Annotated in this window: 25 protein-coding genes; 12 read left to right on the plus strand and 13 right to left on the minus strand. The window is 57.3% G+C overall.

What is annotated here, in order from left to right; all coding sequences use genetic code 11:
- Positions 1 to 20: 20 nt before the first annotated feature.
- The gene (locus GFN93_RS07145; protein ID WP_328594724.1) at positions 21 to 758 is read right to left on the minus strand and encodes a pteridine reductase; all 738 of its coding nucleotides are present in this window, start codon (positions 756 to 758) and stop codon (positions 21 to 23) included.
- Complete coding sequence (locus GFN93_RS07150; RefSeq protein WP_153500099.1) at positions 743 to 1,972, minus strand: multifunctional CCA addition/repair protein; 1,230 nt, start codon at positions 1,970 to 1,972, stop codon at positions 743 to 745. Before GFN93_RS07150 ends, GFN93_RS07145 begins: the two co-directional genes overlap by 16 nt.
- A gap of 319 nt (positions 1,973 to 2,291) precedes the next feature.
- Between GFN93_RS07150 and GFN93_RS07155 the strand changes: the two genes are divergently transcribed.
- The gene (locus tag GFN93_RS07155; protein WP_153500101.1) at positions 2,292 to 3,221 is read left to right on the plus strand and encodes a DMT family transporter; all 930 of its coding nucleotides are present in this window, start codon (positions 2,292 to 2,294) and stop codon (positions 3,219 to 3,221) included.
- A 37-nt stretch (positions 3,222 to 3,258) separates the two neighbouring features.
- On the opposite strand, the gene GFN93_RS07160 is transcribed toward GFN93_RS07155, so the two are convergent.
- From GFN93_RS07160 to GFN93_RS07200, 9 genes are all read right to left on the minus strand, one after another.
- Positions 3,259 to 4,776, minus strand: coding sequence for a SpoVR family protein (locus GFN93_RS07160; protein WP_153500103.1), 1,518 nt, complete (start codon positions 4,774 to 4,776; stop codon positions 3,259 to 3,261).
- Positions 4,773 to 6,056 (minus strand): YeaH/YhbH family protein, encoded by a 1,284-nt coding sequence (locus tag GFN93_RS07165; protein ID WP_153500105.1) that lies wholly within the window; start codon positions 6,054 to 6,056, stop codon positions 4,773 to 4,775. The genes GFN93_RS07160 and GFN93_RS07165 overlap by 4 nt, the downstream gene beginning before the upstream one ends.
- Positions 6,057 to 6,229: 173 nt before the next feature.
- Complete coding sequence (locus GFN93_RS07170) at positions 6,230 to 8,152, minus strand: PrkA family serine protein kinase (RefSeq protein WP_153500107.1); 1,923 nt, start codon at positions 8,150 to 8,152, stop codon at positions 6,230 to 6,232.
- Between the two features lie 275 nt (positions 8,153 to 8,427).
- Positions 8,428 to 9,234, minus strand: a complete 807-nt coding sequence (locus GFN93_RS07175) for a symmetrical bis(5'-nucleosyl)-tetraphosphatase (protein ID WP_328594371.1) — start codon at positions 9,232 to 9,234, stop codon at positions 8,428 to 8,430.
- A gap of 53 nt (positions 9,235 to 9,287) precedes the next feature.
- Positions 9,288 to 9,674 carry a Co2+/Mg2+ efflux protein ApaG gene (gene apaG / locus GFN93_RS07180; RefSeq protein WP_194285761.1) on the minus strand — a complete coding sequence of 129 codons (387 nt, stop codon included), beginning with the start codon at positions 9,672 to 9,674 and terminating at the stop codon, positions 9,288 to 9,290.
- A gap of 25 nt (positions 9,675 to 9,699) precedes the next feature.
- Entirely contained in the window at positions 9,700 to 10,491 is a 792-nt protein-coding gene (gene rsmA, locus GFN93_RS07185) for a 16S rRNA (adenine(1518)-N(6)/adenine(1519)-N(6))-dimethyltransferase RsmA (protein WP_153500113.1), read from the minus strand.
- 1 nt (position 10,492) lies between these two features.
- Positions 10,493 to 11,488: a 4-hydroxythreonine-4-phosphate dehydrogenase PdxA gene (pdxA, locus tag GFN93_RS07190; protein ID WP_153500115.1), complete on the minus strand. Its 996-nt coding sequence runs from the start codon at positions 11,486 to 11,488 to the stop codon at positions 10,493 to 10,495.
- Positions 11,489 to 11,535: 47 nt separating this feature from the next.
- Positions 11,536 to 12,864 (minus strand): peptidylprolyl isomerase, encoded by a 1,329-nt coding sequence (locus GFN93_RS07195; protein ID WP_235901712.1) that lies wholly within the window; start codon positions 12,862 to 12,864, stop codon positions 11,536 to 11,538.
- Positions 12,857 to 15,136 carry an LPS-assembly protein LptD gene (locus tag GFN93_RS07200; RefSeq protein WP_153500117.1) on the minus strand — a complete coding sequence of 760 codons (2,280 nt, stop codon included), beginning with the start codon at positions 15,134 to 15,136 and terminating at the stop codon, positions 12,857 to 12,859. Before GFN93_RS07200 ends, GFN93_RS07195 begins: the two co-directional genes overlap by 8 nt.
- A 90-nt stretch (positions 15,137 to 15,226) precedes the next feature.
- On the opposite strand from GFN93_RS07200, the gene GFN93_RS07205 reads away from it, so the two are divergent.
- The 9 genes from GFN93_RS07205 to GFN93_RS17220 all read left to right on the plus strand — a co-directional run bounded on the left by GFN93_RS07205 (position 15,227) and on the right by GFN93_RS17220 (position 21,371).
- On the plus strand, positions 15,227 to 16,225 hold the full coding sequence (locus tag GFN93_RS07205) for an aminoglycoside phosphotransferase family protein (protein ID WP_153500119.1): 999 nt from the start codon (positions 15,227 to 15,229) through the stop codon (positions 16,223 to 16,225).
- The gene (murU, locus tag GFN93_RS07210; RefSeq protein WP_328594373.1) at positions 16,222 to 16,887 is read left to right on the plus strand and encodes an N-acetylmuramate alpha-1-phosphate uridylyltransferase MurU; all 666 of its coding nucleotides are present in this window, start codon (positions 16,222 to 16,224) and stop codon (positions 16,885 to 16,887) included. Before GFN93_RS07205 ends, murU begins: the two co-directional genes overlap by 4 nt.
- A gap of 163 nt (positions 16,888 to 17,050) precedes the next feature.
- The gene (rpe, locus tag GFN93_RS07215; RefSeq protein WP_153500121.1) at positions 17,051 to 17,725 is read left to right on the plus strand and encodes a ribulose-phosphate 3-epimerase; all 675 of its coding nucleotides are present in this window, start codon (positions 17,051 to 17,053) and stop codon (positions 17,723 to 17,725) included.
- Between the two features lie 196 nt (positions 17,726 to 17,921).
- A complete protein-coding gene (locus tag GFN93_RS07220; RefSeq protein ID WP_235901718.1) occupies positions 17,922 to 18,581 on the plus strand; it encodes an NlpC/P60 family protein in 660 nt (219 codons plus the stop codon).
- Positions 18,582 to 18,734: 153 nt separating this feature from the next.
- A complete protein-coding gene (locus tag GFN93_RS07225; RefSeq protein ID WP_153500122.1) occupies positions 18,735 to 19,193 on the plus strand; it encodes a hypothetical protein in 459 nt (152 codons plus the stop codon).
- Between the two features lie 143 nt (positions 19,194 to 19,336).
- A complete protein-coding gene (locus tag GFN93_RS07230; protein WP_153500124.1) occupies positions 19,337 to 19,816 on the plus strand; it encodes a hypothetical protein in 480 nt (159 codons plus the stop codon).
- Between the two features lie 104 nt (positions 19,817 to 19,920).
- On the plus strand, positions 19,921 to 20,331 hold the full coding sequence (locus GFN93_RS07235; protein ID WP_153500125.1) for a hypothetical protein: 411 nt from the start codon (positions 19,921 to 19,923) through the stop codon (positions 20,329 to 20,331).
- Between the two features lie 167 nt (positions 20,332 to 20,498).
- Positions 20,499 to 20,984, plus strand: a complete 486-nt coding sequence (locus tag GFN93_RS07240) for a hypothetical protein (RefSeq protein ID WP_153500127.1) — start codon at positions 20,499 to 20,501, stop codon at positions 20,982 to 20,984.
- A 234-nt stretch (positions 20,985 to 21,218) separates the two neighbouring features.
- The gene (locus GFN93_RS17220) at positions 21,219 to 21,371 is read left to right on the plus strand and encodes a hypothetical protein (protein ID WP_194285762.1); all 153 of its coding nucleotides are present in this window, start codon (positions 21,219 to 21,221) and stop codon (positions 21,369 to 21,371) included.
- Between the two features lie 110 nt (positions 21,372 to 21,481).
- On the opposite strand, the gene GFN93_RS07250 is transcribed toward GFN93_RS17220, so the two are convergent.
- Complete coding sequence (locus tag GFN93_RS07250; RefSeq protein ID WP_153500131.1) at positions 21,482 to 22,483, minus strand: IS110 family RNA-guided transposase; 1,002 nt, start codon at positions 22,481 to 22,483, stop codon at positions 21,482 to 21,484.
- A gap of 614 nt (positions 22,484 to 23,097) precedes the next feature.
- On the opposite strand from GFN93_RS07250, the gene GFN93_RS07255 reads away from it, so the two are divergent.
- Complete coding sequence (locus tag GFN93_RS07255) at positions 23,098 to 23,892, plus strand: hypothetical protein (RefSeq protein ID WP_153500132.1); 795 nt, start codon at positions 23,098 to 23,100, stop codon at positions 23,890 to 23,892.
- A gap of 433 nt (positions 23,893 to 24,325) precedes the next feature.
- Here GFN93_RS07255 and GFN93_RS07260 read toward each other — a convergent pair whose 3' ends face one another.
- Positions 24,326 to 24,787, minus strand: a complete 462-nt coding sequence (locus GFN93_RS07260; protein ID WP_153500134.1) for a winged helix-turn-helix transcriptional regulator — start codon at positions 24,785 to 24,787, stop codon at positions 24,326 to 24,328.
- A gap of 143 nt (positions 24,788 to 24,930) precedes the next feature.
- On the opposite strand from GFN93_RS07260, the gene GFN93_RS07265 reads away from it, so the two are divergent.
- Positions 24,931 to 26,040, plus strand: a complete 1,110-nt coding sequence (locus GFN93_RS07265; protein ID WP_153500136.1) for an NADH:flavin oxidoreductase — start codon at positions 24,931 to 24,933, stop codon at positions 26,038 to 26,040.
- The last annotated feature ends 61 nt before the right edge of the window (positions 26,041 to 26,101 follow it).

Genomic DNA, 26,101 nt, shown 5'->3' on the forward strand with positions numbered 1-26,101 from the left:
GTTCCTTGTTAAGTTGAAGCCTAACCGCCCTGGAAAGACAGTGAGCGCCCGCCGTCCACAGCCAGAATCTGGCCGGTGACGAAGCCCGCATCCCTTGCCAGCCAGGCGACTGCGCTGGCGATATCTTCCGGTGCGCCGCAGCGCTTCAGGGCGGTGGCGTCAGTAATGGCGTCCTGGTTCATTTGACCACTTTCTGGCCACAGAATAGGGCCTGGGGACACCCCGTTGACCCGAATATCGGGCCCCAGCTCTCTGGCCAGACTTTTGGTCATCATTGCAAGACCCGCTTTGGCCATGCAATACAGCGTATGCTGAGAGAGCGGTTTTTCCGCGTAAACGTCCACAATATTGATGATACTGCCCTGTTGGGCGCGCAATGCCGGGGCCAGGCTCTGGCTCAGGATAAAGGGGGCGCGAAGGTTGCTGTGTACCAGCCGTGTCCAGTCATCATCACTGGCGGTGTCCACCGGGGTGGGGTAAAAGCTGGAGGCATTATTGACCAGCAAATCCAGCCTGCCGAAGGCACTGATGGCGTCGGCGGCAAGGGCGCGCACCGCATCGGGTTCATCCAGATCGGCCTGTAACAGGTGGGCGCTGTCCGGGCGGATCTGGTTAAGCTCCGTGGCGAGGGCTTGGGCTTCCTGCTGGCTGCCGCGATAGTGAATGATCACCCGCATGCCGTCGGCATGGAGGGTGCGAACAATGGTGGCTCCGATGCGACGGGCGCTGCCGGTGACCAGGGCTACAGGTTGCATGATTCCTTGTACTCCTTGAGGGCCTCAATGCGCGCCTTGGTGATGGCCTCGCCCAGTTGCGGGCCGCTAAAGCCTTGTTGCTGCAATGCGCTAACATCCACATTGCGGGCGGCTTCGGCTGCTCCCAGCAGGTAACGGGCCTGGGGGTAGTCACGGTCTTCAAAGCCGGTACGGCCGCGGGCATCTGCCTCGCAGGCGCCAACAAAGGTGGCCAGCCGCTCGGGACGACGCAGCACATCAAGGCTTTTCAGCAGTTTCCAGACCGTGGCGGGTTTCAGCTCCAGGGCACGATGACAGTGGGTATGGTATTCCCCTACCAGTGAAGCCAGCGTGGCGGTCTCCCGCGGCACCTTGAGTCGCTTTGATACCGTCTGGCTCATGCGGCTGCTGCGGATTTCATGGGCAATATGCCTTGGCCATTCTTCCTTCGGTGTTTTGCCTTTTCCCAGGTCGTGGCACAACACTGCATAGCGGCCATCCAGATTCAGCTTCATGCGACTGGCCTGCTCCAGGCACAGCCACTGATGCACCAGGGTATCGATTTCCGGGTGATGCTGTTCAGGCTGGGGAACACCATCAAGCGCCGCCAGTTCCGGGAACAGTTTTTCCAGGGCGCCGCACTGGTGTAGCACTTGAAAGAAGACCTGGGGGGCACGTTCCATCAGCGCCCGGCTGGTTTCCTTCCAGACGCGCTCAGGCACCAGGTAATCCAGCTCGCCGCTCTCGCTAAGCTGACGCATTAGCGCCAGGGTGTCGTCCGCTACCCGAAAACCCAGCCAGTGATAGCGGGCCGCGAACCGGGCGACGCGCAACACCCGCAGGGGGTCTTCAGCAAAAGCAGGGGAGACATGCCTTAGCAGGCGCGCCTTGAGATCGGCGCGACCATTGAAGGGATCGACCACCGGACCGCCCTGTTCGCGGGCCATGGCATTGATGGTGAGATCCCGGCGGACAAGATCCTCCTCCAGAGAGACGCTGCTGTCCGCATGGAAGGTAAAGCCGCCATAACCGTGGCCGGACTTGCGCTCGGTGCGGGCGAGGGCATATTCCTCTTTGCTTTTCGGATGCAGGAACACCGGGAAATCCTGGCCCACCGGCTGATAACCGTTTGCCTGCATTTCCTCGGGTGTGGCACCCACTACGACCCAGTCTTTTTCGGTGACGGGCAAGCCGAGCAGATTGTCCCGGACCGCACCGCCCACCAGATAAATTTTCATCTTGTGCGCCTTTGCATTCTTGAGCAGAATGTTCTCATGCTTTCTATCGTACTGAAACTGAACTCTCTGATGCCGGTCATCGATCGCTGTGCACGCAAATGGCGTGCGCAGGGACGGCGGCTGTCTGACTGATTGTTTCAGTTTAGCAAGAAGGCCGCAGTGTCCCCGACCTGCGGCCTTTTTTCGTTTATGGGGTTTGCAGGTCGGTCTTTAGTTGCGAGTAACGAGTTTCGAGTTGCGAAAAGCATTAAAACATCGCGTTTTCTGCCTTTCGAAACTCGCGTCTCGAAACTCGCTCCTCTTAATCTAGGAGAACGAAATGCCAACCCTGGCAGCGTATTTGATCGTGGTGGCGGTGTGGGCAACCACGCCGCTGGGGATTAAATGGAGTGGTGAGGCCATGGCGCCGCTGGCAGCAGCCGGTGTGCGTATGGCGATTGCTGCGCTGCTGGGTCTGGGCTGGTTGTGGTTGAAACGACAGCCCTTGCCATTACATTCCCGTGCCCGTCTTAGCTATCTGGCGGCTTTGCCTGGCATCTTTGGTGCCATGGGGTGTAGCTACATGGGCTCCACCTATCTGCCTTCGGGCCTGATCTCGGTGATCTTTGGTCTGGCGCCGCTGCTGTCGGGCCTGATGATGCAGTTTTTGCCGGGCAGTGTGCGCTTGAATGCCTGGCATTGGAGTGCCTGTGCCATGGGCGTCTTTGGCTTGATGCTGGTGTTCGATGACAGCCTGGCGGCCCTGTTCGCCGGCGGTGATCTGGGCGATCGAGGCATTGGCGTGCTGTGGATGCTGTCTGCGGTGACCTTGTTTGCCGGCAGTGGGATTGCGGTACAACGTGTCGGCGCGGGACTGAAACCCATGCAGCAGACGGTGGGCGGATTGTTGTTGTCGTTGCCTTTCTATGGCCTCGCCATGGTGCTGGCAGGGCAGCAACCGGAGTGGAATGGCGATGTGCGTGGACTGTCTGCCATCGTTTATCTGGCCGTGTTCGGTTCGCTGCTGGGCTTTTACAGCTATTTCCAGATTCTCTCACGCTTGCCTGCGGCGACCGTCGCGCTAGTGACGCTCATCACGCCTGTGCTGGCATTAATGCTGGGGAACCTGTTCAACGGCGAAAGTCTGGGTGTGATGGTGCTGGCGGGCGCCCTGTTGATCGTGCTCGCACTGGGCCTGTTCATGCTGGGGGACCATCAGGTGCGGCAGGCTTTGAAACGCCTGCCCATGGGCGAGACGGCTCAGGTGTAAACCGGAACGATTTGGCGGTTCCCCCGCAGGGGCCGCCTCACGTTTCAGTCTTGGCTTCCGGGGCGGGGGGGATGGAATAGCGTTTGATCACGCTGCCGTTCTCCACGCTTTCCAGATGCACATCGAACTGCCACAGGCGATGCAGGTGACGCAGCACCTCGGTGGCACTGTTGTCATCCAGGGGCCGGCCGGTGCTGCGCTGGTGACGCAGGGTCAGGGCACGATCACCGTGGATATTGGCGCTGACGACCTGGATATTGGGTTCCTGAATGCTCAGGTTGTACTGCTCTGCCAGAGATTCGCGCACCCGGCGGTAGCCCTGTTCGTTATGAATGGCGCCCACTTCCACGTAGTCCTTGCGGTCGTCATCGCTGATCTGGAACAGCTTGAAGTGACGGATCATCTTCGGAGACAGGAACTGCTGGATGAAACTCTCATCCTTGAAGCTCTGCATGGCAAATTTCACCGTCTCCAGCCAGTCGCTCCCGGCGATTTCAGGAAACCATTCACGGTCTTCATCGTCGGGGTGTTCACAGATGCGGCGAATGTCCTGGAACATGTTGAAGCCGATGGCATAGGGGTTCATGCCACTGTAAAACGAGGCATCAAACGGTGGCTGGTAAATCACCTGGCTGTGGCTTTGCAGGAATTCCAGCATGAAGCCGTCGGTGACCTTGCCCTCATCATAGAGCGAGTTCAGCAGGGTGTAGTGCCACAGGCAGGCCCAGCCCTCGTTCATGACCTTGGTCTGCCGTTGCGGATAGAAGTACTGTGCCATCTTGCGCACGATGCGAATGATCTCACGCTGCCATGGTTGCAGGAGCGGAGCGTTTTTTTCCAGGAAGTAGAGCAGGTTCTCCTGGGGTTCGGCCGGGAAGGTGGAGGGGGGCTCGCGGGTCTTGATCGCGGGTTGCAGCTGAGGGAAGGTGCGCCACAGCTCGGAGACCTGTTTCTGAAGAGCCTCTTCACGGCTCCGTTGCCGTTTGCGCTCCTCAACGATGGAAATGGGCGAAGGGCGCTTGTAGCGGTCCACGCCATAGTTCATCAGTGCGTGACAGGAGTCGAGGGTCTCTTCCACGGCGGTGACCCCGTGGCGCTGCTCGCACTCGGCAATATAGTTTCGGGCGAACACCAGGTAATCAATGATCGAGGAGGCATCGGTCCACGTCTGGAAAAGGTAGTTGCCCTTGAAGAAGGAATTGTGACCGTAGCAGGCATGAGCAATAACCAGTGCCTGCATGGTGATACTGTTTTCTTCCATCAGGTACGAAATGCACGGATCGGAGTTGATCACGATCTCGTAGGCCAGCCCCATTTGCCCGCGACGATAACGGCCTTCCACTTCCACAAACTGTTTGCCGAAAGACCAGTGGTTATAGCCCACCGGCATTCCCACGGAAGAATAGGCATCCATCATCTGTTCAGACGAGATCACCTCAATCTGATTGGGGTAGGTGTCCAGGCCATACTTGTTATGGGCCAGATCGGCGATGGCCGCATCGTAGTCGGCCAGCAGCTCAAAGTTCCAGTCGGATCCTTCGGAGAGATAACTCATGCGTTCTCCATCCTCTTCTTGAACAGCCTGCGGAAGACGGGATAAATCTCCCCGGGCTCATCAATCTGCGCCATGGAGAAGGCCGCAGGGTGGCGCTCCATGATCGTCTCATAATGATTCCAGAGCGCTTGATGAGCGCGGGGCATCACTTCCACATAGGAGAAGTACTGCAGCTTGGGCAGCAGCTCTTCTTCAATCAGTTTGGCACAGGCGGGGGAGTCATCGTTCCAGTTATCCCCGTCCGAGGCCTGCGCGGCATAGATGTTCCACTGATCCACCGGGTAACGTTCGTTGATGATGTCGCGGGCGAGCTTCAGCGCGCTGGAGACAATGGTGCCGCCAGTTTCCCGGGAGTAGAAAAACTCTTCTTCGGTGACTTCCTTGGCGCTGGTGTGGTGACGGATAAAGACCACTTCGATCTGGTCATAGTTACGCTGCAGGAACAGATAAAGCAGCAGGAAAAAGCGTTTGGCCAGATCCTTCATGTTCTGGTTCATGGAGCCTGAGACATCCATGATGCAGAACATCACCGCCCGGCTTACGGGCACCGGTTCCTTGATATGGTGATTGAAGCGCAGGTCCAGGGTGTCCAGATAGGGAATACGTTCGATACGACGTTCCAGTTTCAGGATCTGCTCTTCCAGCTCCTGTAGCCGTGCCTGCCGTTGCGGCGATTGGTCTTCGTTCAGCAAGCTATCGCGTTCGTTCTTGAGATCGCGAATCCGTTTGCGGGTAGCTGCGGTGAGCGCGCGGCGACGCATGGAGGCCTGACGCATGGAACGGACGATATTGATCTTGGCGGGCATGCCCTGGCTGACGATACCGCCATGTCGAGTCTTGAATACCTGGGCACCTTCCAGGTGACGCTTTACCAGATTGGGCAGCTCAAGATCCTCAAACAGGAAGTTGAGAAACTCCTGCTTGTCGATTTGAAACGCAAATTCATCCTCGCCTTCACCGGAATCACTGGCGTCGCCATCACCTGAGCCCTTGCCGCCACCGCCTTCGGGGCGCTTGAAGCGGTCACCTTGATTGAACTCCTTGTTGCCGGGATGAACGATACTGCGTTGCCCCCCCTGGCCGTGGTGAAAAATCGGCTCGGAGAGATCTTTCTGGGGGATACTGATCCTCTCGCCCTGTTCCATGTCTTTAATGGAACGGCGATTGACCGCGTCGTTGACTGCGTCGCGAATGTGTTTGCGATAGCGACGCAGGAATCGCTGCCGGTTGACCGTGCTCTTGTGCTTGTCATTCAGGCGGCGATCAATGATGTAGCTCATGGGCGTCCTCCGGAAGCGACAACACGCTTCACGCAACATGCAACAACGCGGGATCGGATAAAGCAGGTTTGGGCGTTCTCCCCGCGATTACGTGTGGGCGCGGAGAGAACAATGCATAGCTCTAAACCCCTGATGCCGTGTTGTTGCGTGTAGCGTGCAGCATGTTGCGTCTCCTATTGTGCTTTCCTGACCCGCAGATACCATTCGGACAGCAGGCGCACCTGTTTCTCGGTATAGCCGCGTGACACCATCCGCTGCACAAAGTTGTTGTGCTTGCGCTGGTCGTCGTCGCTACCCTTGGCATTGAAGGAAATGACCGGTAGAAGATCTTCGGTGTTGGAGAACATCTTTTTCTCGATCACATCTCGCAGCTTCTGGTAGCTGAGCCAGGTCGGGTTCTTGCCGTGGTTGTTGGCTCGCGCCCGCAGTACAAAGTTGACCACCTCGTTGCGGAAATCCTTCGGGTTGGAAATGCCCGCGGGCTTCTCGATTTTTTCCAGGTCTTCATTCAGGGCCTGGCGATCAAATATTTCGCCGGTATCCGGATCGCGGAACTCTTGGTCCTGGATCCAGAAGTCGGCATAGGTGACATAACGGTCGAAGATGTTCTGGCCGTATTCGGAATAGGACTCGAGATACGCGGTCTGGATTTCCTTGCCGATGAATTCCACGTAACGCGGCACCAGGTACTCCTTGATAAAGCGGCGGTACTGGTCGGAGCGTTCCTGCGGGAATTGCTCCTGTTCAATACGCTGCTCCAGCACATGAATCAGGTGGACCGGGTTGGCTGCCACTTCGGCGTGATCATAGTTGAACACCTTGGAGAGAATCTTGAAGGCGAATCGGGTGGAGAGGCCATTCATGCCCTCGTCCACGCCGGCCATGTCGCGGTATTCCTGCATGGATTTGGCGTGGGGGTCCACGTCTTTGAGATTTTCGCCATCGTAGACGCGCATCTTGGAGTAGATGCTGGAGTTTTCCGGCTCCTTCAGACGCGTCAGGATAGAGAACTGGGCCAGCATATGCAGCGTGTCCGGCGCACACTGGGCGTCGCGCAGGCTGGAGTTTCTGAGCAGCTTGTCATAGATCTGGACTTCTTCGGTGACGCGCAGGCAGTAAGGCACCTTGACGATATACACCCGGTCGATAAAGGCTTCGTTGTTCTTGTTGTTACGGAAAGTGTGCCACTCCGCTTCGTTGGAGTGGGCCAGCACAATGCCGTCGTAGGGGATGGCACCCAGGTGTTCGGTACCATTGTAGTTGCCTTCCTGTGTTGCCGTCAGCAAAGGGTGCAGCACCTTGATGGGCGCCTTGAACATTTCCACGAATTCCAGAATGCCCTGGTTGGCCCGGCACAGGCCGCCGGAGAAGGCGTAGGCGTCCGGATCGTCCTGGGCAAAATCTTCCAGCTTGCGAATGTCCACCTTGCCGACCAGGGCGGAAATGTCCTGGTTGTTTTCGTCGCCGGGTTCGGTTTTGGCGACAGCAATCTGGTCAAGAATGGATGGGTAGCGTTTCACCACGCGGAACTGGCTGATATCGCCGCCAAACTCATTCAGGCGTTTCACCGCCCAGGGCGACATGATAGTGCGAATGTAGCGGCGAGGAATGCCGTACTCTTCTTCCAGGATTGGGCCGTCTTCTTCTGAATCAAACAGCGACAGGGGAGAGTCGTTTACCGGTGAGCCTTTGATGGCATAAAAGGGGACCCGTTGCATCAAGGCCTTGAGTTTTTCCGCCAGGGAGGATTTGCCGCCACCTACCGGTCCGAGCAGGTAAAGAATCTGTTTCTTTTCTTCCAGCCCCTGAGCGGCGTGACGGAAGTAACTGACGATATTTTCGATGACTTCTTCGAGACCGTAAAACTCATCGAAGGCGGGGTAGCGGCGGATTACCTTGTTGGAAAAGATGCGTGACAGTCGCGGATCTTGCGATGTGTCGACCATTTCCGGTTCGCCAATGGCCATCAACATGCGCTCGGGTGCGGTGGCGTAGGCGCTGGGGTCGCGTTTGCACAGGTCCAGATATTCTTCCAGCGACATTTCTTCCTGCTGGGTCGAATCAAAACGGTCCTGGTAGTGGCGGATAATGCTCATGCCGGCTTCCTCCTGCGGAACCTAAAATTGTCACAACAAAACTACATTCAGGGTGATTCCTTGTTAGTGAAAATAACGTGCAAGTGAATGGGGGATGGGCGTTGCTGATCAAGGCTGTCGGCATCGCCGTACAGCTTTAGGATGTAACCAAACAACGGAACAAGTCAAAGGGAAGCGAAAACATTTTCGCAATAAAAAGGATGAAGTGTAGGGATGGTGCGCCAGACGTTGAATTGGCTTCGTGTCGACGCGTTATTGAAAAGAAATAACGCTTTTTAGCACTCGCAGTGGATGCGTGCCAGATCGTCCAGCCGAAGTGCAGTGAGGCTGCCGCCCCATACACAGCCTGTATCCAGCGCTTCCACCTTGTCGATCCCGGTATGGCCTTCCAGTGCTGCCCAGTGGCCAAACAACAGGCGGGTGCCGGTTTCCTTGCGTTGGGGATGGAGGAACCACGGCATGAAGCCACCGGGCGGGGCGTCGGCTTCACCCTTGGAAGTCAGGTCCAACTCGCCCTGGCTGTTTACAAAACGCATGCGGGTGAAGTAATTGGTGATAACGCGCCAACGGTCAGGCCCGGCAAGGCGCTCGCTCCAGCCGGCGGGCTGGTTGCCGTACATGTGGGCAAAGTACTCGCTGCAGCGTTCATCGCCGAGCACACTTTCTACCTCTCTGGCGCGGCTGCGCGCTTCATCCAGTGTCCACAGCGGTGGAATGCCGGCGTGGGTGAGGATGGCCTCATGTTCAGGCAGGTCGATCAATAATGGGCAACCCTGAAGCCAGCCAAGCAATTCGCCACGGTCCGGGGCATCCAGGATCCCGGCCAGGGTGTCCTTGCGCTTGCTTTTGGTGGCGCCATGGGCCACGGCGAGCAGGTGCAGGTCATGGTTGCCGAGCACACTCTGGACATTGTCACGCACCTGAAATACCCGGCGTAGCGTCCCCAGCGAGTCCGGCCCCCTATTGATGAGGTCGCCGGCCAGAAACAGCCGATCCTTGTCCGGATTGAAGCGGATCTTGTCGAGCAGGCAATCAAAGGCTTCCAGGCACCCCTGCAGATCCCCAATGGCATAGTCAGACACGCCATGCCCCCGGGGTTGCGAGCGTGTTGCGCGTTGCGTGATGCGTGCCAGCGTTAGTGCAATGCATGGGGTGCGGCGAGGGTGAAAGCGGGGATTTCAGCATCAAAGTGGATGCCATCTTCGCCGATCATCTGGTAACTGCCACGCATGCTGCCGACTTCGGTTTCGAGAATGGCGCCACTGGTGTATTCAAAGGTCTGGCCGGGGGCGATGTGCGGTTGTTCGCCGATCACCCCTTCGCCGTGCACTTCCTGCACCCGCTCTTCACCATCGGTAATCACCCAGTGGCGGGTGAGCAGGCGGGCGCTGACGCTGCCTTCGTTGCGAATGGTGATGTGATAGGCAAACACCCAGCGCTGTCCTGCCTCATCGCTTTGATCGGCAAGGTACTCAGTGTCCACGGAGACCCGGATGTTATGGCGTGGGTCGGGGGTGGTCATGCGCGATGTGTCTCCCATTCAGGTGTTATTGCTCGTCTTGTGGCTGGCTGAGGTTGGCCAGGGCGACATAGTCCGCCACGCTGAGCTGGTCCGGGCGCAGGCCGGCATCGATGCCGGCCTCGGCAAACTGCTCCAGCGTTACCATGGATTTTAAACTATTGCGGATCGCCTTGCGTCGTTGGGTGAAGGCCTGGGCGACCAGCCGGCGCAGATGATCCTCGTCGTTCGCCGGGTGGGGCGGGGTGGCGTAGGGAATCAGCCGCACCACCGCAGAATCCACCTTGGGTGGGGGACTGAACGCACCAGGAGGCACAAAGAACAGGTAATCTGCCTGACAGTGGTACTGCACCATGATCGACAGACGGCCCCAGTCGCGGGTACCCGGGCTGGCCGTGAGGCGATCCACCACTTCCTTCTGCAGCATGAAGGTCATGTCGCTGATGGCGTCAGACTGGTCCAGCAGGTGGAAGATCAGTGGGGTAGAGATGTTGTAGGGCAGGTTGCCGATCACCCGCAGGGGTTTGTCCGCCGGCTTGAGGGTGCGGAAATCAAACTTCAGGGCATCGGACTCGTGAATGGTCAGCCGGTCGGGAGTGTTTTCTTGACGCAGCAGAGCAATCAGGTCCCGATCCAGCTCCACCACATGCAGGTGGGGAATCTCTTCCAGTAGCGGGTAGGTCAGTGCGCCACGGCCAGGACCGATTTCCACCAGGGTATCGCCTTGCTGTAACCCGAGGGTCCGGATCATGCGGTCGACCAGATTGCGGTCGTGCAGGAAATGCTGCCCAAAGCGCTTGCGAGTGCGGTGTTCTGTCATGTCATGCGTCCTGTGGGGCGGCCAGATTCAGTGCCAGCCGGGTGGCGGCCACCAGGCTGCCCACCTTGGCCTTGCCGGTACCGGCCAGTTCGAAGGCGGTACCGTGGTCCACCGAGGTGCGAATAAAGGGCAACCCCAGGGTGATATTGATGGCTTCGCCGAAGCCGGCGTACTTGAGCACCGGCAGGCCTTGGTCATGGTACATGGCCAGTACCGCATCGTGCTTTTCAAGCAGGTGCGGCTGAAAGGCGGTGTCAGCGGGAACCGGGCCGGTCAGGTGAAAGCCCTGCTCGCGCAGTCGGTTCAGGGTCGGGATGATCACGTCCAGCTCTTCACGGCCCAGATGCCCGCCCTCACCCGCATGGGGGTTGAGACCCAGCACCAGAATACGGGGCTCCGCGATGCGGTATTTGCCAACCAGATCATCCCGCAGGATGGTCAGGGTGCGAATCAGGGAGTCCGGCGTGATGGCCTCCGGCACTTCGCTCAGGGGCAGGTGGGTGGTGGCCAGGGCCACGCGCAGATCCTGGGTGGCCAGCATCATGACCACCTGATCCACGCCAGCCTGTTCGGCCAGAAATTCCGTATGCCCGGTGAAATCCGGGTCGGCGCCTTCGCAGATGATGTTCTTGGCCACCGGCGCGGTCACCATGGCCGAAAAGGTGCCATCCAGGCAGCCCTGCGCGGCGCGCTTGAGCATGTTCACGGTGCCCTGGGCGGTGGCCGGATCCGGCTTGCCGGCGGTGACTGGTGCCCCGGCCGGTGTGTGCCATACACACACCGATTCCGGCGTCAGGGGATCACGAATGACCGCCTCTCCCGGCTGCCAGTCCCTCAGGCGGGGCAGCATGCCCAGCTGCTCTGCACGTTGTTCCAGCACCGTCCGGTCGCCAATGAGTACCAGCGGTTGTTCGGGAAACAGGGCCGGCAGGGCCAGCGCCAGATCCGGGCCGATACCGGCCGGATCCCCATAGGTGACGGCAACAGGACGGGGCATGGCCTAGCGCCCGTTGCGTGCTGGGTGATGCGTGGAGTGAGCCCGCGTCATAGGCGGATATCCACGTAGGATTCGCTGCGTTGTTCCTGCACCCAGATTTCCAGCTCTTCTTCGAAGCGGCGCTTTTGCAGGGCCTGCATGGCCTGCATGCGGCGGAACTCTTCGCTCATGTCCGCATCGCGGGTACCTTGCAACTGCAGGAAGTGCCAGCCGAACTGGGTCTCAAAGACCGGTGACACCTCTCCCTGCGGGGTGTTGAGCATCATCTCTTCGAACTCCGGCACCATTTCGCCACGGCTCACCCAGCCCAGCTCGCCGCCGTTACGGGCGCTGCCGGGATCATCGGAGTATTCCGCCGCGATAGTGGCAAAATCGGCAGCACCGCTGGCAACCTGATCTTGCAGTCGGGTGGCCTGGTCGCGGGCCTGCTCGTTGCTGGTCAGGGCATCGGCCTTGATCAACACGTGGCTCACCTGATACTGGGTAACCACCTTTTCGGCACCACCGCGACGGTCAATCATCTTGAGGATGTGGAAACCGGCGCCAGAGCGGATGGGGGCGGAGATTTCGCCTTTCTCCAGCTGAAGGGCGGCTTCCGAGAACAGGGTGGGCCACTGGGCCGCTGGTCGCCAGCCCAGATCGCCGCCTTCCAGCGCCTTGGGGCCATCGGACTGGGAGATGGCCAGCTGATGGAAGTCTTCGCCCTGGTTGAGGCGCGCCTCAATACTGTTGACCTTGCTGGTGGCCGCTTGCACTTCTTCCGGGCTGGCGCCTGCGGGGACGCGCACCAGAATATGGCCCAGGTGAAAATCCTCCTGGAACATCTGCTTGCCCATCTCCGATTCCAGGAAACGGTCCACTTCCCGGTCCGTCACGCGAATCCGGGAGGCCACGCTGCGCTGCTGCAGGCGCGAGATGATCATGTCCTCGCGGATCTGCTCGCGGAACTGGGGCCAGTCGTAGCCGTCCTGTTGCAGCGCCGCCGCAAAGCCTTCCAGGGTCATGTTGTTCTGGCGGGCAATACCGGCCAGCGCCTGGTTCAGGGAGGCTTCATCTACCTTGATGCCGCCGCGGTCAGCCAGCTGCAGCTGCACCCGCTCGAGAATCATGCGGTCCAGCACCTGTTCGCGCATCACCGCCGGGGGCGGCAGTGGCTGGTCTCTCTCCTGGAACTGCAGCGCAATGATATTGATGCGCTCATCCAGCTCACTGGCCATGATGGCGCCATCGTTCACCACCGCCACAATCCGGTCCAGCATCTCCACCTTGGCGTTGCTGGTAAGTGGCATCAGCATCAGCAAGGTGGCAAACAGGGTGCCGAGCACGTGTTTTGCGTCAGGCATCCGGCGTCCGGCGTCTGGCGTAAACTTATTCATATTCTCTCCTGTAACCCGGGATGCTGCGTTCCAGCAGGGAATCCACCTGCCCGCCAAAGCCACCCAGGCCAATCATCTGAATCTGGAACCAGATCGTGCTGTCGCCTTCCACGTCGCCGTCACCATCTTCATCGGTGAGCTCGCGCTGGCTGAGCAGACGCAGTTTCCAGCAGCAGTTGCGGTATTCCGCGCCGGCCATGGTTTCCAGTGTGCGTTTGTTTTCCAGGTCGTACATCCAGCGTCCTACCACACGCCAGTGGCGGTGAATGGGAAGAATGGCGCTGATTTCCGATTCCTGAATGTCGTCGGCGGGACGGTCGTGGTAGCCCACATTAAAGACCCGCCGCTCACGGTCGTTATAGCCAATCTGGAAGTTGGAGCGTTCGCGCTCATTCTCTTCCAGATCCCATTGCGCTTCAGTGTAGAGGTACCAATCGCTGGCAAAGTTCCATCGGGCATCGCCCACCAGTGGGGTCTGGTCGTCGGTGGGGTCTTCCAGCGGGTCGTCGGTGAGCACTTCACGGTCTTCGAAATAGAAACCCTGGGCCACCCGCAGGCGCAACTGCTCGCGGCCGGAGGCATCGTGCAGGAAGCGGCTGGTCAGACCCAGCGCCAGTTTTTCCTCATCGCCGATACGGTCATAGCCGATAAAGCGGTTCTCGCGGAACAGGGCGTTGTAGGAGAAGGTCACTTCCCGGGTATCAAAGTTGGGCAGTTCGCTCTGGTCTTCGTAGCCGACTTTATTGAAGAACAGACGTGGCTCCAGGGTCTGGGTGTAGCTGGTGCCGAACCAGTTGGTGGGGCGCTCGAAGATCAATCCGGAATCCAGGCTGGCGCCCCAGGTGGTGATCTCGGGGTTTTCTTCGTCAGTGGCGTCTACGTTATCCAGCTTGTACTGGGTGTGATAGACCCGCCCACGGGGCTCCAGGTAACTCCAGGAATTCTGCAGGCGCAGGCTCAGGGCCGGGGCGGCGTGGCCGCGCAGGCCGGTGGCCTTGCCGCTGTCGTCGGAGCTGCTGCGCTCGAAGGCGGTGAAATCAGACAGCCACAGGCCCTTGAGGGGGCCAATCAGGCTCGGGTCGCCGGACAGTTGCAGCTGCGGCAGGCGGCGGTAGGGCAGGTCCTGATCGGCCAGGGTCGGGTCGATGGTCTGCCAGGACTGCATGCGCCCGAGCATGTCCCAGGTGCGGCCGTAGTAGCGAGCTTCTGCCAGTCGTGGCAGGTGGGTCTGGGAGCTGATCTCCAGACCGGTGTCCAGATCCTTGAAATAGAAGTCATCGGACACGTAATTGAAGTCGGTGCTCAGGTTCCAGCGGCCCACATTACCATTGTGGGTCCAGCGGCCTACCTGGCGGTCTTCATCATCGAACTTGCGATCGTTGAAGAGGACGCCGTAGCTCAGATCACCTGAACCCAGCGGTGTCAGGTAGCGGAACTCGGTATCGACCCCGCTGCCACGGCCATCGATAAAGCGCGGCGCCAGGGTGGCATCCATCTGCGGGTGGATATTGATGTAGATGGGTTGGGAAATATCCAGGCCGTTGTCATCACCAATGGCAATGGTGGGGAACAGCAGCCCGGTCTTGCGCCGGTCATCGATGGGGAAGGTGATCCAGGGCAGCCAGAACACCGGAGTGCTCTTCACCTTGAGGACCACATTCTCCGCTTCCCCCCAGCCTTTCTCGCGATCCAGGAAGATACGCTTGCCATGCAGCGACCAGCCATTGGAGCCCGGGGCGCAGGTGGTGTAGCTGCCATTGGTAATGGTGGTGGTATTGTCGTTGATGTAGATGTAGTCCGCGCTGCCCCGCGAGGAAATATCGAACAGCGCATAGCGGACACCCTGCAGGCTGCCTTCCCGGCGGCGGGTCTGGCCGCTCATGTTATCGGCAATAAAGGTGGCCTGGTCGCTTTCCAGGCGCATTCCGCTTTCCAGCTCGTATTTGCCGGTAGACTGGTCCAGCCTGGCGCTGTCGGTGGTGATCCGGCGGCCGGGCTGTTCGATCAGCACATCGCCATCAAGGGAAATCAGCCCATCCTGGGTCAGGGTAGAATGATCGGCAGTCACTACGGTGTCGCTGCCTTCTACCGGCAGGCCCACGCTGGGGTTGTAGTACATGCCGCCACACCAGTCCGGCACAGTGCGTTGCTGTACGGGAGGGAACGTGGCCATTTCTTCGCGGTCAACCCAGTTAAGGTCGTTGTCCGCGGCACTGGCCCCGGCCAGCAATAGCAGGGCGGGTAATAGAATTCGTTGTGTGGGCAGTGGCATCAGCTGCTCAGAACAGGTAAAAAGGCCGTTTTGCACAGTCGCGGGTAACCCGCGCTGTAAAAGCGGCAGTGTAATGGAACAAGGAAGGCAATGCAGCCTGATAAAAGTAATTCTCACGTAGATCTGCGTAAGCAGGCACTGGACAAGTGGGTGAGTGCTCACCTAGGCGCCACGCTGGAAGGCGTGCCAGCCTCCGCTGACGCCAGCTTTCGCCGCTATTTCCGCTATGAGCATGCCGGGCAGACCCTGGTGGCCATGGATGCTCCCCCGGAGCAGGAAGACTGCCGTCCCTTTATTGATGTGGCCGGGCGCCTGAAAGACGCCGGCGTGCATGTGCCCGACATTCTCCTGCAGGATCTGGCCCACGGCTTCCTGCTGCTCTCGGACATGGGCACCCAGACCTGGCTCAAGGCGCTCACCGAGGCCAATGCCGACGACTGGTACGCCGCGGCCATCGATACCCTCATCACCATGCAGCTGCACACCCGCACGGAAGGCCTGCCGGAATACGACGAGGCCCTGCTGCAGCGCGAGCTGGAGCTATTCCCCCAGTGGTACCTGTTCCGCCACCGTGACATGGTGATCACCGGTGAGCTGCGTCAGCGCCTGGACAAGGTCTTCGATCTGCTGATTAACGCTGCCCTGGCCCAGCCCAAGGTGTTTGTGCACCGCGACTATATGCCTCGCAACCTGATGGTCTCCGAGCCCAACCCGGGCGTGATCGATTTTCAGGATGCGGTGGCCGGGCCCATCACCTATGACGTGATCAGCCTGTTCAAGGATGCCTTCCTGAGCTGGCCGGACGAGCGCGTGCAGGGCTGGCTGCGCCAGTACCACCAGAAAGCGCTCACCGCGGGCCTGTCGGTGCCGGAGGCCTTTGATGACTTCCTGCGGGACTGCGACCTGATGGGCGCCCAGCGCCACATCAAGGTGATCGGCATCTTTGCCCGTATCTGCCACCGCGATGGCAAGCCCACTTACCTGGGTGATGTGCCGCGCTTCTTCGCCTACCTGCGTACCGTGATTGCCCGCCGCCCGGAGCTGGCAGACCTGCAGTGGGTGCTGGACGAGATCGAGGGCAACGAGTGAAGGCCATGATCCTGGCGGCGGGCTACGGCACACGCATGCGGCCCCTCACCGATCACACCCCCAAGCCCCTGCTGCAGGCAGGGGGCAAGGCACTGATCGAATACCACATCGAGAAACTGCGCGATGCGGGCATCGAATCGCTGGTGATCAACACGGGCTGGCTGGGCGACAAGCTGGCCGACGCCCTGGGGGATGGCAGCCGCTACGGCATCCCCATTGCCTGGTCCCACGAAGGCACCCCGCTGGAAACCGCCGGCGGCATCAAGCGCGCCCTGCCGCTGCTGGGGGATGAGCCCTTCCTGCTGGTCAACGGCGACATCTGGACCGATTTCGACTTCCGGCCGTTGCTGGCGGAGCGCCCCGATCCCGTCCACCTGGTACTGGTGGATAACCCCGAGCATCACCCCAAGGGCGATTTCCATCTGACAGACGGGGGCCGCTTGCGCGATAATACCGAGCCCAGACACACCTACGCCGGCATCGGCCGCTTTGATCCGGCCCTGTTTGCTGCGCTGCCGGAAGGCGAAGCCAAACTGGCCCCGCTGCTGCGCGCCGCCATGGCGGAAGACGCCGCCAGCGGCGAGCACCACCCCGGCCAGTGGTGGGACATCGGCACCCCGGAACGTCTGGACGAACTGGACCGGTTACTGAAGAGCGCCTGATACAGCGCCGAAACCAGTTTTGTAGGAGCGGTGGTTCCACCGCGATGAATCGAGAGTGACGAGTTGCGAGTAACGAGTGTCGAAAGGCCAAACCGGCGCTTTTGATCTTGCTTTTCGCGACTCGATACTCGTCACTCGCCACTGTCTTTACTGAGGAATACGCATGCCCAAGCAGGATTACCTGATCGCCCCTTCCATCCTTGCCGCCAACTTTGCTCGTTTGGGGGAAGAGTGCGACAACGTATTGGCCGCGGGCGCTGACGTGATTCACTTCGACGTGATGGACAACCATTACGTACCCAACCTCACCATCGGCCCCATGGTCTGCAAGGCCCTGCGCGACCACGGCATCACCGCTCCCATCGATGTGCACCTGATGGTGAGCCCGGTGGACGACCTGATCGGCATGTTCGCTGAAGCGGGTGCCAGCTACATCACCTTCCACCCGGAAGCCAGCCAGCACGTGGATCGCTCCCTGCAGCTGATCAAGAGCCACGGCTGCAAAGCCGGCCTGGTGCTCAACCCGGCCACCCGCCCGGATTGCCTGGAATACGTGATGGACAAGCTGGACATGATCCTGCTGATGAGCGTGAACCCCGGCTTCGGCGGCCAGAAGTTTATCCCCTCCACCCTCGACAAGACCCGCGCCGTGCGCCAGATGATCGACGCCAGCGGCTACGATATCCGCCTGGAAGTGGACGGCGGCGTCTCCGAAAAGAACATCCGCGAAGTGGCCGCCGCCGGTGCCGACACCTTTGTGGCCGGCTCCGCCATCTTCGGCAAAGACGACTACGCCAGCGTCATCCAGCAAATGCGCGAAGAACTCGCCCAGGCGTAAGCCGCGAAGCCCTCTGTAGGAGCGCCGCTCGCGGCGTGATAGCCCAACCTCAGAAGCGAGCCACGAGTTTCGAGTTGCGAAAACCTTTCCGCGCGGAATACGTTTTTGCCCTTCGAAACTCGCTTCTCGCAACTCGAAACTATGGTGATCGCGCCGCGAACGACGCTCCTGATCTTCTGTAGGAGCCCATGCTTGCATGGCGAAGGTTCCGGGCAATGGCCTGCTTGCCCAGTACACCGGTAGGCGTTTCCTCGGAACCTTCCCTTGTGACTGTTGCCAAACTCGGCAAGTCAGCAATCACACACTCTCCATGCCCTTTAAACCGGTCTCCCACTCAACATCTCTCGCAACGATGCTCTTCTGCATTGCGTTAAGCGCCTGCGCCACAAAAAACATCCCGCCAGTACAAGACGCGTCACCCGCAAACGAACCCCAACCCCCAAAAGACGACAACACCACCGCCGAACTCCTCACCTCCGACAACTTCCTCCTCAACAGCCTCCTTGCTCAAAAAGAAGACTGGCAAGGCGTCCCCTACCGCTATGGCGGCCTCAGCACCAAAGGCGTGGACTGCTCCGGCTTCGTCTACCTCACCTTCCTATCTCAACTGAACATGCACGTGCCGCGCACCACGGCTGAATTACTAAAAGAAGGCGAGCCCGTCGCCCGCAACGAACTGACTGTCGGCGACCTGGTGTTCTTTCGCTTATCGCGCGGCAATCGGCATGTGGGAATCTATCTGGGTGATGACTCATTTCTACATGCGTCGGTGAGTAATGGCGTTATGCAATCGTCGCTGGGGAATCCGTATTGGCGGGAGCGGTATTGGCAGGCGAGACGGCTGGTGGGGCGGTAGTTGGCGCTCCTGTTTTTACACGCGCACAAGTTGAATTTGTAGGATTTGGCTTACATAAATTTGTAAGTAGTTGAGTTAATGTTGTTTCTTAAAAATAGAGCGAGGGCTGTAAGCCCTGGCGCGTATGTTTCTTATTGGGGAAAGGTTAGAGGAATGCAGTGTAAATCTTGCGGTGCGGAAACCGTAGAGGGCTGGGGTGGTACCCCAATGGAGTTTTGTAAAGAATGCGAACCCAACCAGAGCGGGGTCGCTGTAAGCGAAAATTTAAAGAGCGGAAGCAAAGATAAATTCCATGCCGCTATTGTTTTTAATAAATTACTATTTGGCATTTATCTTCTTGTAACCCTGATGCTTTTGGCGTCTTTTTTTTCGGACGGTGTGGCAGAGAGTATTGGGTCGGGCATGACTGACTATGATGCAATCAAGGGTGCTCTGATTGGCGGATTGATGGCTCTCTTGCATTATGTTGTGGTTTTGGGGATCAAGAAAGAGAAGCCTTTGGCTGTTGCTTTTACTCTTCTCGTTAGTTTTCTGTGCTTGCTTTGGTTTCCTATAGGTACGGTGGTCGGTGGGGTTGTTATCTATTCGATTGTGAAAAACTGGCGATTTTAGGAGTGTGCGCGGTTTTGAGGGAAAGCCTTGGTCCGCGAAGCAGCGGGATTGGGTCTGTGATATCACAGAGCGTGTGTCCGATGGTAGGCGATAGTGGGTGGGGTGTGATCCAAATTTTCTTTTTGGGCTTTCAATGAGGGTGTGTGATGGTTCGTATCTGCTGTCTAATCAAGTTGGCAGTTATTCCTGTATTAATGGCTGGGTGCCAGGAAGTTGATGTTGAAAAATCGAAGCACTTTCAACGGCACGAAATTATCGATGTAATTAGCGAGGCAAACGCTCAAGAGGTAAATCCATTTGTTATCGTGGGCGATTCTGAGAATGGAATCTATATTCAATATTGGGTTGAAAATGATGTTGTTTCATACGATAGGCCGTTGATTGGACTCACTGAAGAAGAAGTTAATCTTCTTGTTCGTGTGCATGAACGTTATGGAATCCAGCATCGTGAGGTTATAAGCGAAAACGTGGAGTCAGATTCTCCATTTTATCTGAGAACCTTTACTCATGACTTTGCAGTTAGTGAGAAAGAATCTGCTGTTGATCTGGGTCTTTTAGTCCTCAAAGAAGGGTTTTCTTTGTCAGACGAAACTCCATTAAAAATAGAAATGGGGTGGAAGTAAGAATGCTTGAGGCTGTGGGGCGAGTGAGCAGGCTTCATTGTTCCAGCTGATCGTGAGGCTGGAAGATATTGGCCGTCCATCAAGGATTTGGCGAGGATATAAGCTTGTTTACTGAAATTGCCATAGGAAGCCTGAAGATGCCGTTGGTGCTCGCGTATGTTGTGGCTCCTCTGGTGCTCGCATTGCAGCCGTTTCAGCCATATCGGAAGAAGAGCTATATCCTGGTGATGTCTGTGTGTTTTGCTCTGGGGTTGGTAGTGACCTCCAGTGCGAGGCATATCGGTAATGCCTATGCCAGCATCTTTGATTCACCTTCCTGGGGCATGATCGTCTTCGGCGTGCTGTTTTCTCTCGCCTTCTGCCTACCTTTCGTTCTGGTAATGGGTTTCCTGGGTTTAAAGGATGAGCGAGAACGGAGCTATGAGCTGGCCGTCGGTTTTCTGGGAGCGCTTGCTTCGTTCTTATTTGTCGTTATCCCCAGTATTTTTATTGTTGTTGTTTTTTCGATGGAATGAATGCGGACAAATGGAGCAGGTAATGGGGACATATCTTTCATTTGCCAGAGTTGGCTCTCGGCAGGAGCTTGGAACAATGGGGTCAGGTTTTCCTGCCCCCCCCATCGTTTGCATTGTCTACCAAGAGTGAAGGTGGATTTGAATTTTGATAGAGGGTAAGCAAGTCGATGACCCATAGAGATCCATACCTCCCACCAAATTCTTTCTCTGGTGGCTACCCGTCAAATGGTGTCGGCGCTCCATTGCTATGGAGATACCTCCTACTGTTTGCGGCCATGTACTGTTTTTTTAGCCTGACCCTCCTAGCAGCAATTCTCTATTTTAATTATCGGCTAAGCTTTGAGCAGTCTTTTTTTGTCGGGATGATAATAAACTTCCTTTCATCTTTTTTTGCTACATTTTTATTTGTAAAGAGAGAAGGTAGGATCTATTTCTGGGTTGAATGGTTAAAAATGCTGTCTATATCTCTTCTGCTATCAGTTTTGGTTTCCGTTGCCATGTCGATACCTAAGTTGGGAGAGAGGGTGTTGACGCCTCAGTACATGGAAATCGTTATGATTGTTGCGTTAGTGAATTTTCTTCCGGCTTTGTCTCTTGGTTATTGGTCTGGATTGGTGCTGAAAGTGATAAAGTTGGTTAAACGAAATGATTAATACGGTCGGTTCGCTCATTTCGCAAAGCGAACGCCCGGAGGGAATTTGAAGGCCTGGGTTCTCTATTCTTTGCGTGCTTAGTTTGTATTGGGGTATTCTGTTATTAAGACCTTCTTGCTGTCTACTTATGTGCTCCTTTTACTGATATCTGTGGTTTCGTCTTGGGGGAAATATGATTTTTACTATTTCGCGTCTGTTGGGGTTATGCTGCTTGGGGGCGGGCAGGTCTATTTAATGCTTGTCATGGATAAGTTTTATTTCGGCATGGGTGTTGAGCTTGAAAAAGGCTGGGGTGATTCAGATATAAGACTCATGAAAGTGCTTTTGCTTGCGACCTATATCTTCGTGGTCTTGGGTGCATCATTCTATGCTTATCTCCCTGGGTGACTAACTGCGTGTGCGGCAGGTTTCCCAATTCCCATTTTTATGAAATTCTCGTTGAGCAGAGTCTGGTCTCGCTCGCCCACCTCAGTGTCAAAAGGTAAGGAGCAATGGGGTCAGATACCCTCTTGAAGGTCAAGCCTATTCATAGAAATTTCAGCATTAAATGGTATCCCGGATTTAATGACGCCATATATCAGGTGCACCAATTTCCGCATGCTGGCACCGACAATTGCCTTGGGGGATAACCCTCTGGTTTGCAGCCGTACAGCCATCGCCACAACGACAGGGTTGTGATGTTTGGCAACCAGCCCTGGCATATAAAGGGACTTCCTCGCCGCCACATGACCGGTCCTGGACATGGCGCTTCGCTTGTTTATCGAGCTTCCCGACTGCCTCTGCCTGGGTGTAACACCAATGAATGCGGCTAGTGCTTTGGCGTTTTTAAAGCGTCTGACGTCACCGATGTAGGCCAACATTTGGGAACTGGCGCGACGCCCTATACCAGGGATGCTTTGCATCAGATCGGCATCGTTCTTTAGCTCCGGGCTGCCATCAATATGGTCATCAATGTCAGACTGAATCTTCTTGATTTGATCATTGAGCCAGTCGACATGCTCCTTCACCATCTTTTCTACGGATGAAGTTGATGTTTGGCTCAGGTCTTCAAGGCGATTTAGCTCTTGCTGGCGCATATCAATCAATGCTTGAAGGCGGTCTACCAAGGCCCTTAATTCCCGCACAGCAAGGCTTGGAGGAGACCAGCTTTCAAGTCTTGCTCGTTGAGCAAAGCAAGCAATCAGCCGGGCATCCGCTTTGTCTGTTTTGTTCCGGCTTAACTCACTTTGGGCATAGCCTGAAATTCGGGAGGGATTCACCACACTGATTGACCAACCTAAATCAGCCAGGAAGATAGCTACTGCTTCGCTGTAAGGGCCAGTCGCCTCCAGAACAACGGGCGTATCAACGGGGATGTCTCGCTGCTGCAGCCACGTATTTAATGCCTCATGACCGCCAGGGGAGTTTGCAAAAACTTTACTCTTGAACTTGTTGCCGGTGGCAACACAGATATCCAGCTTCTTCTTCGATACATCAACGCCCACGGCCTGCTCGTTCATCTTATCCTTCCTCGTATTCAGGCTCTTGGTTAATAACCAAGCCTAAGTTACCCTTCGAATTGTATGAACGAAACTACAGGTCGGCGGACTTATCTGACCCACAGGCTATTACGCCTTATGTCTCATCAGCCTCAGCCGACCTGGCCGCTTCATCAGAACTAGCATCCTGATTTGAAGAGGCTGATTCAAGATACGAGGTCTCCCATTTCCCAGAGTCAAACCCGATGGTCCTCCTCCCCTCTTACCTTTAAGCCGTCCGAAAAACCCGGCAGAGCGCGCTCTCCCGCCCCTGGAGGCCTCCTGATTGCCAGCCATTGATTGAGCTATGCCAAGCCCGCTGTGGCATTCCGTCCAGCTCAAATGCCTGTCCGTAGATAAATCGCACCCTGTCAATAACGCCTTGGCTTGATTTCTTTGAGCGGTTTGATCAGGAAGCGATGCCTGGTGTATTGTTCGATTACGTAAGTTTTTGATGTTTTGGGTAAATAATGTTGCAGTGATGTGTTTCTCGTTTTGAGAAATTCGCGTGTCGCTCCGGGCTTTTGGGCACGCAGGTTGTCTGCTCATCGCAAGAATAATGAAAACTCAGATGTGCCACAGAATGAGAGGGGTCTATGGAAATGCGTGTATTGGTGATATTCGGGGCGCTCTTGAGTCTGTCGTCGAATGGGGTGGCCTCTATTCATACCGCAGACCTTGGGGAGCTTGAGCTGGCGGTTTGGCAGGTGCGCTCGGACTTTCACATGCTCACCGTCATGAAGGGGGATCAGATCTATGATTCCAGCCTTGAGGATTCTATCGCGAGAGGCCGTAAGGCGCTGAGCCGGCTTGAGAGAGGGGCGGAAAACGGTGAGGAGCAACAGCTGATCACCAAGCTCAGGGGGGAGTGGACCAATTTCGAGGAAGCGGCCAGTTCCAACACCATTGTTGAGCATGGCTATACCGATGCCTACACCATTCTGGATGTGAATGAGATCCCCATTGTGATGCTGGAACAGAAGGCGGCCTTTGAGGGTGGCGTTGGGGGCAATTTCGATGACATTTATGGGCTGGCTGCGTTTCTGCAGCGGCTGTCTTCGGAATACCTGAACCTGGCTGCCGATCCCACCGGTGGGGCGGCGATCGGCACGGATGAGGGGCGGTTGGATTTCAAGGAGGCCGTGCCTCAGTTTGAGTCCATGCTGGCCGCAGCAAAGGAACGCCATGCCGGCGATGAGGCCATGGTGCGCGCTCTTGAGAGTGTGAGCCTGAAGTGGGGGTTTGTCCGCCAATCCATGATCAATTTTTCTGAAAATGCCGTTCCCTACCTCGTTTATCGCTATACAAGCCAGATGGTCGATACGCTGGATCAAGCCACAAAACTGGCCTCGACAGAGGTTGAGAAGCCCACTCTCGGGCCGGTTGATTAAAGTCTGTCGACGGGTTGCTGGTTAATCTTGTTCTGCCTCGTGTTCACGCAGAGTAATGGGGCGGTCTTTCCATTCCATTGATGTTGTCTCCAGGCCTCTCCGCACGGCGCTTCCCCGTTAGAGTGAGTCGAGGAACGGAATAATCTGAAGGCGAAGAGCAAAAACCTGTCTGAGCGGAGCGAGTCTTTTTTGCGTCCTTCAGATTATGAGTACCGGAGTGTGTGCCTGCGGAGCGGGTCGAACGGAGTCGGGGCGCGGGGCAGTCCAGAGAGGTGTTGCGCAGCACCCCTTTGGGCCTGTCCGGCGAGGACAAGCACGTTTATCGGTGCGATGACGGGGCAGGTAAGTCGTGAGTCATCCGGGTGAGTGCCACCATCACCTCACATTCGCCATGCAAGCATAGCTCCTACAGGTGAGCGCACAGGAGGGCGAGCTAGCCTGCCTCCTCAAACGGTTTGCCGTCTTCATCCACAAACCGCACATCCCGCACGGTCAGCGGCTGGCCTTGCTGGTTCTGGACAATGACCGGGGCTAGCGGTTCGCCTGTCTGGCGGTCCACCAGCTTCATGCTGTCCTCATTGCCATTCCAGCGTTCGCCCCACTGGCGCAGGGCGGTGACCACGGTGAACAGGTCGCGGCCCTTGTCGGTGAGGCGGTATTCATAGCGCTTGCCATGTTCGCCCACGTCCACGCGCACCATCACGCCGTTCTCTACCAGGCGGGTGAGGCGGTCGCAGAGGATGTTCTTGGCGATCCCCAGGCTGTTCTGGAAGTCCACATAGCGGCGGGTGCCCAGCATGGCCTGTTTCACGATCAGCAGGGACCACCAGTCGCCGACCTCATTGAGGGCGGAGGCAACGCAGCATCCCATTTCGTCAAAGCGTTTACGTGTCATGGGGGTAGTGTACGTCAGAATGGTTGCAAAACGAAACCAAATAAGGTTTCATCGTGAAACCAAATTATGTGGCCGGGCATTTTCCGGCTGACAGAAGCGCTGATTCTGTTGATTTTTTTCCTACACGATTCGGGAGAGCACCTATGAGCGGTTCACTGGATAGCCTGTTGCGTCCTTTTGAGCACAAATCACTGAAGCTGCGGAACCGGGTGGCCATGGCCCCCATGACCCGCACCTTCTCTCCGGGCTATGTGCCCAATGATGAGGTGGTGGGTTACTACCGCCGCCGCGCCGAAGGCGAGGTGGGGTTGATCATCACCGAAGGGACCTTTGTGGGCCACAAGGCCGCCAATGGTTACGAGCGGGTGCCGGCGATTTATGGCGATGAGGCCATGGCGGGTTGGAAGAAGGTGGTGGATGCGGTGCACGAGGCCGGTGGCCGGATCATTCCGCAACTGTGGCATGTGGGTGCGGTGCGCAAAGCAGGCATCGGCCCCGATAAGGATGTGCCCGGTTATTCCCCGTCTGGCCTGTTCAAGCCGGGCAAGGAAAATGGTCATGCCATGACCAAGGATGATATCCAGGACGTGATCCGCGCCTTTGCGGACTCCGCCAAGGCGGCGAAAGAGGTGGGTTTTGATGGCGTGGAAATCCACGGCGCCCACGGTTACCTGCTGGACCAGTTTTTCTGGGAAGGCACCAACCAGCGTGACGATGAGTACGGTGGCTCCATCGAGAACCGTGCCCGTATCGGTGTAGAGATCGTCAAGGCGGTGCGCGAAGCGGTGGGCGAGGATTTTGCTATCGTGCTGCGCTTCTCCCAGTGGAAGCAACAGGATTATGACGCCAGGCTGGCACAGACCCCGGAAGAGCTTGAGCGTTTCCTGATGCCGTTCGTGGACGCGGGTGTGGATGTGTTCCATGCCTCTACCCGTCGCTTCTGGCTGCCGGAGTTTGACGGTTCTGACCTGAACCTGGCGGGCTGGACCAAAAAGATCACCGGCAAGCCGACCATTTCCGTGGGCAGCGTGGGCCTGGACGATGACTTCCTGAACAGCCCCCAGGGCATGGGCGGCACCGCCAACCCCGCCGGGCTGGACGAGCTGGAGCGCCGCATGGACAACGACGAGTTCGACATGATTGCCGTGGGCCGTGCGCTCCTGCAGGACCCGAACTGGCTGGTGAAGATGCGTGACGGCAAGGAAGACGAGATTACGCCGTTTACCAAGGCGGCGCTGGGAAGTCTGAGTTAACAGCTGCGAGCACTAGTTACTAGCTGCGAGTAAAAAACGCGATCCGGGGTTGCCGGGTCGG

It is taken from the genome of Alcanivorax sediminis (genome assembly GCF_009601165.1).
In the GTDB taxonomy this organism is placed as follows: Bacteria; Pseudomonadota; Gammaproteobacteria; order Pseudomonadales; family Alcanivoracaceae; genus Alcanivorax; species Alcanivorax sediminis.

Bases quoted from the DNA above. Each gene is read 5' to 3' on its own strand.
- pdxA (WP_153500115.1), bottom strand. From the start codon at position 11,488: ATGCCCCGTCCTGTTGCCGTCACCTATGGGGATCCGGCCGGTATCGGC.
- GFN93_RS07160 (WP_153500103.1), bottom strand. From the start codon at position 4,776: ATGAGTTATCTCTCCGAAGGATCCGACTGGAACTTTGAGCTGCTGGCC.
- GFN93_RS07255 (WP_153500132.1), top strand. From the start codon at position 23,098: ATGGAAATGCGTGTATTGGTGATATTCGGGGCGCTCTTGAGTCTGTCG.
- GFN93_RS07170 (WP_153500107.1), bottom strand. From the start codon at position 8,152: ATGAGCATTATCCGCCACTACCAGGACCGTTTTGATTCGACCCAGCAG.
- GFN93_RS07200 (WP_153500117.1), bottom strand. From the start codon at position 15,136: ATGCCACTGCCCACACAACGAATTCTATTACCCGCCCTGCTATTGCTG.
- GFN93_RS07205 (WP_153500119.1), top strand. From the start codon at position 15,227: ATGCAGCCTGATAAAAGTAATTCTCACGTAGATCTGCGTAAGCAGGCA.
- GFN93_RS07150 (WP_153500099.1), bottom strand. From the start codon at position 1,972: ATGAAAATTTATCTGGTGGGCGGTGCGGTCCGGGACAATCTGCTCGGC.
- GFN93_RS07155 (WP_153500101.1), top strand. From the start codon at position 2,292: ATGCCAACCCTGGCAGCGTATTTGATCGTGGTGGCGGTGTGGGCAACC.
- GFN93_RS07165 (WP_153500105.1), bottom strand. From the start codon at position 6,056: ATGAGCTACATCATTGATCGCCGCCTGAATGACAAGCACAAGAGCACG.
- apaG (WP_194285761.1), bottom strand. From the start codon at position 9,674: ATGACCACCCCCGACCCACGCCATAACATCCGGGTCTCCGTGGACACT.
- GFN93_RS07220 (WP_235901718.1), top strand. From the start codon at position 17,922: ATGGCGAAGGTTCCGGGCAATGGCCTGCTTGCCCAGTACACCGGTAGG.
- GFN93_RS07265 (WP_153500136.1), top strand. From the start codon at position 24,931: ATGAGCGGTTCACTGGATAGCCTGTTGCGTCCTTTTGAGCACAAATCA.
- GFN93_RS07260 (WP_153500134.1), bottom strand. From the start codon at position 24,787: ATGACACGTAAACGCTTTGACGAAATGGGATGCTGCGTTGCCTCCGCC.
- rpe (WP_153500121.1), top strand. From the start codon at position 17,051: ATGCCCAAGCAGGATTACCTGATCGCCCCTTCCATCCTTGCCGCCAAC.
- GFN93_RS07250 (WP_153500131.1), bottom strand. From the start codon at position 22,483: ATGAACGAGCAGGCCGTGGGCGTTGATGTATCGAAGAAGAAGCTGGAT.
- GFN93_RS07195 (WP_235901712.1), bottom strand. From the start codon at position 12,864: ATGAATAAGTTTACGCCAGACGCCGGACGCCGGATGCCTGACGCAAAA.
- GFN93_RS17220 (WP_194285762.1), top strand. From the start codon at position 21,219: ATGCTTGTCATGGATAAGTTTTATTTCGGCATGGGTGTTGAGCTTGAA.
- rsmA (WP_153500113.1), bottom strand. From the start codon at position 10,491: ATGACAGAACACCGCACTCGCAAGCGCTTTGGGCAGCATTTCCTGCAC.
- GFN93_RS07240 (WP_153500127.1), top strand. From the start codon at position 20,499: ATGACCCATAGAGATCCATACCTCCCACCAAATTCTTTCTCTGGTGGC.
- GFN93_RS07225 (WP_153500122.1), top strand. From the start codon at position 18,735: ATGCAGTGTAAATCTTGCGGTGCGGAAACCGTAGAGGGCTGGGGTGGT.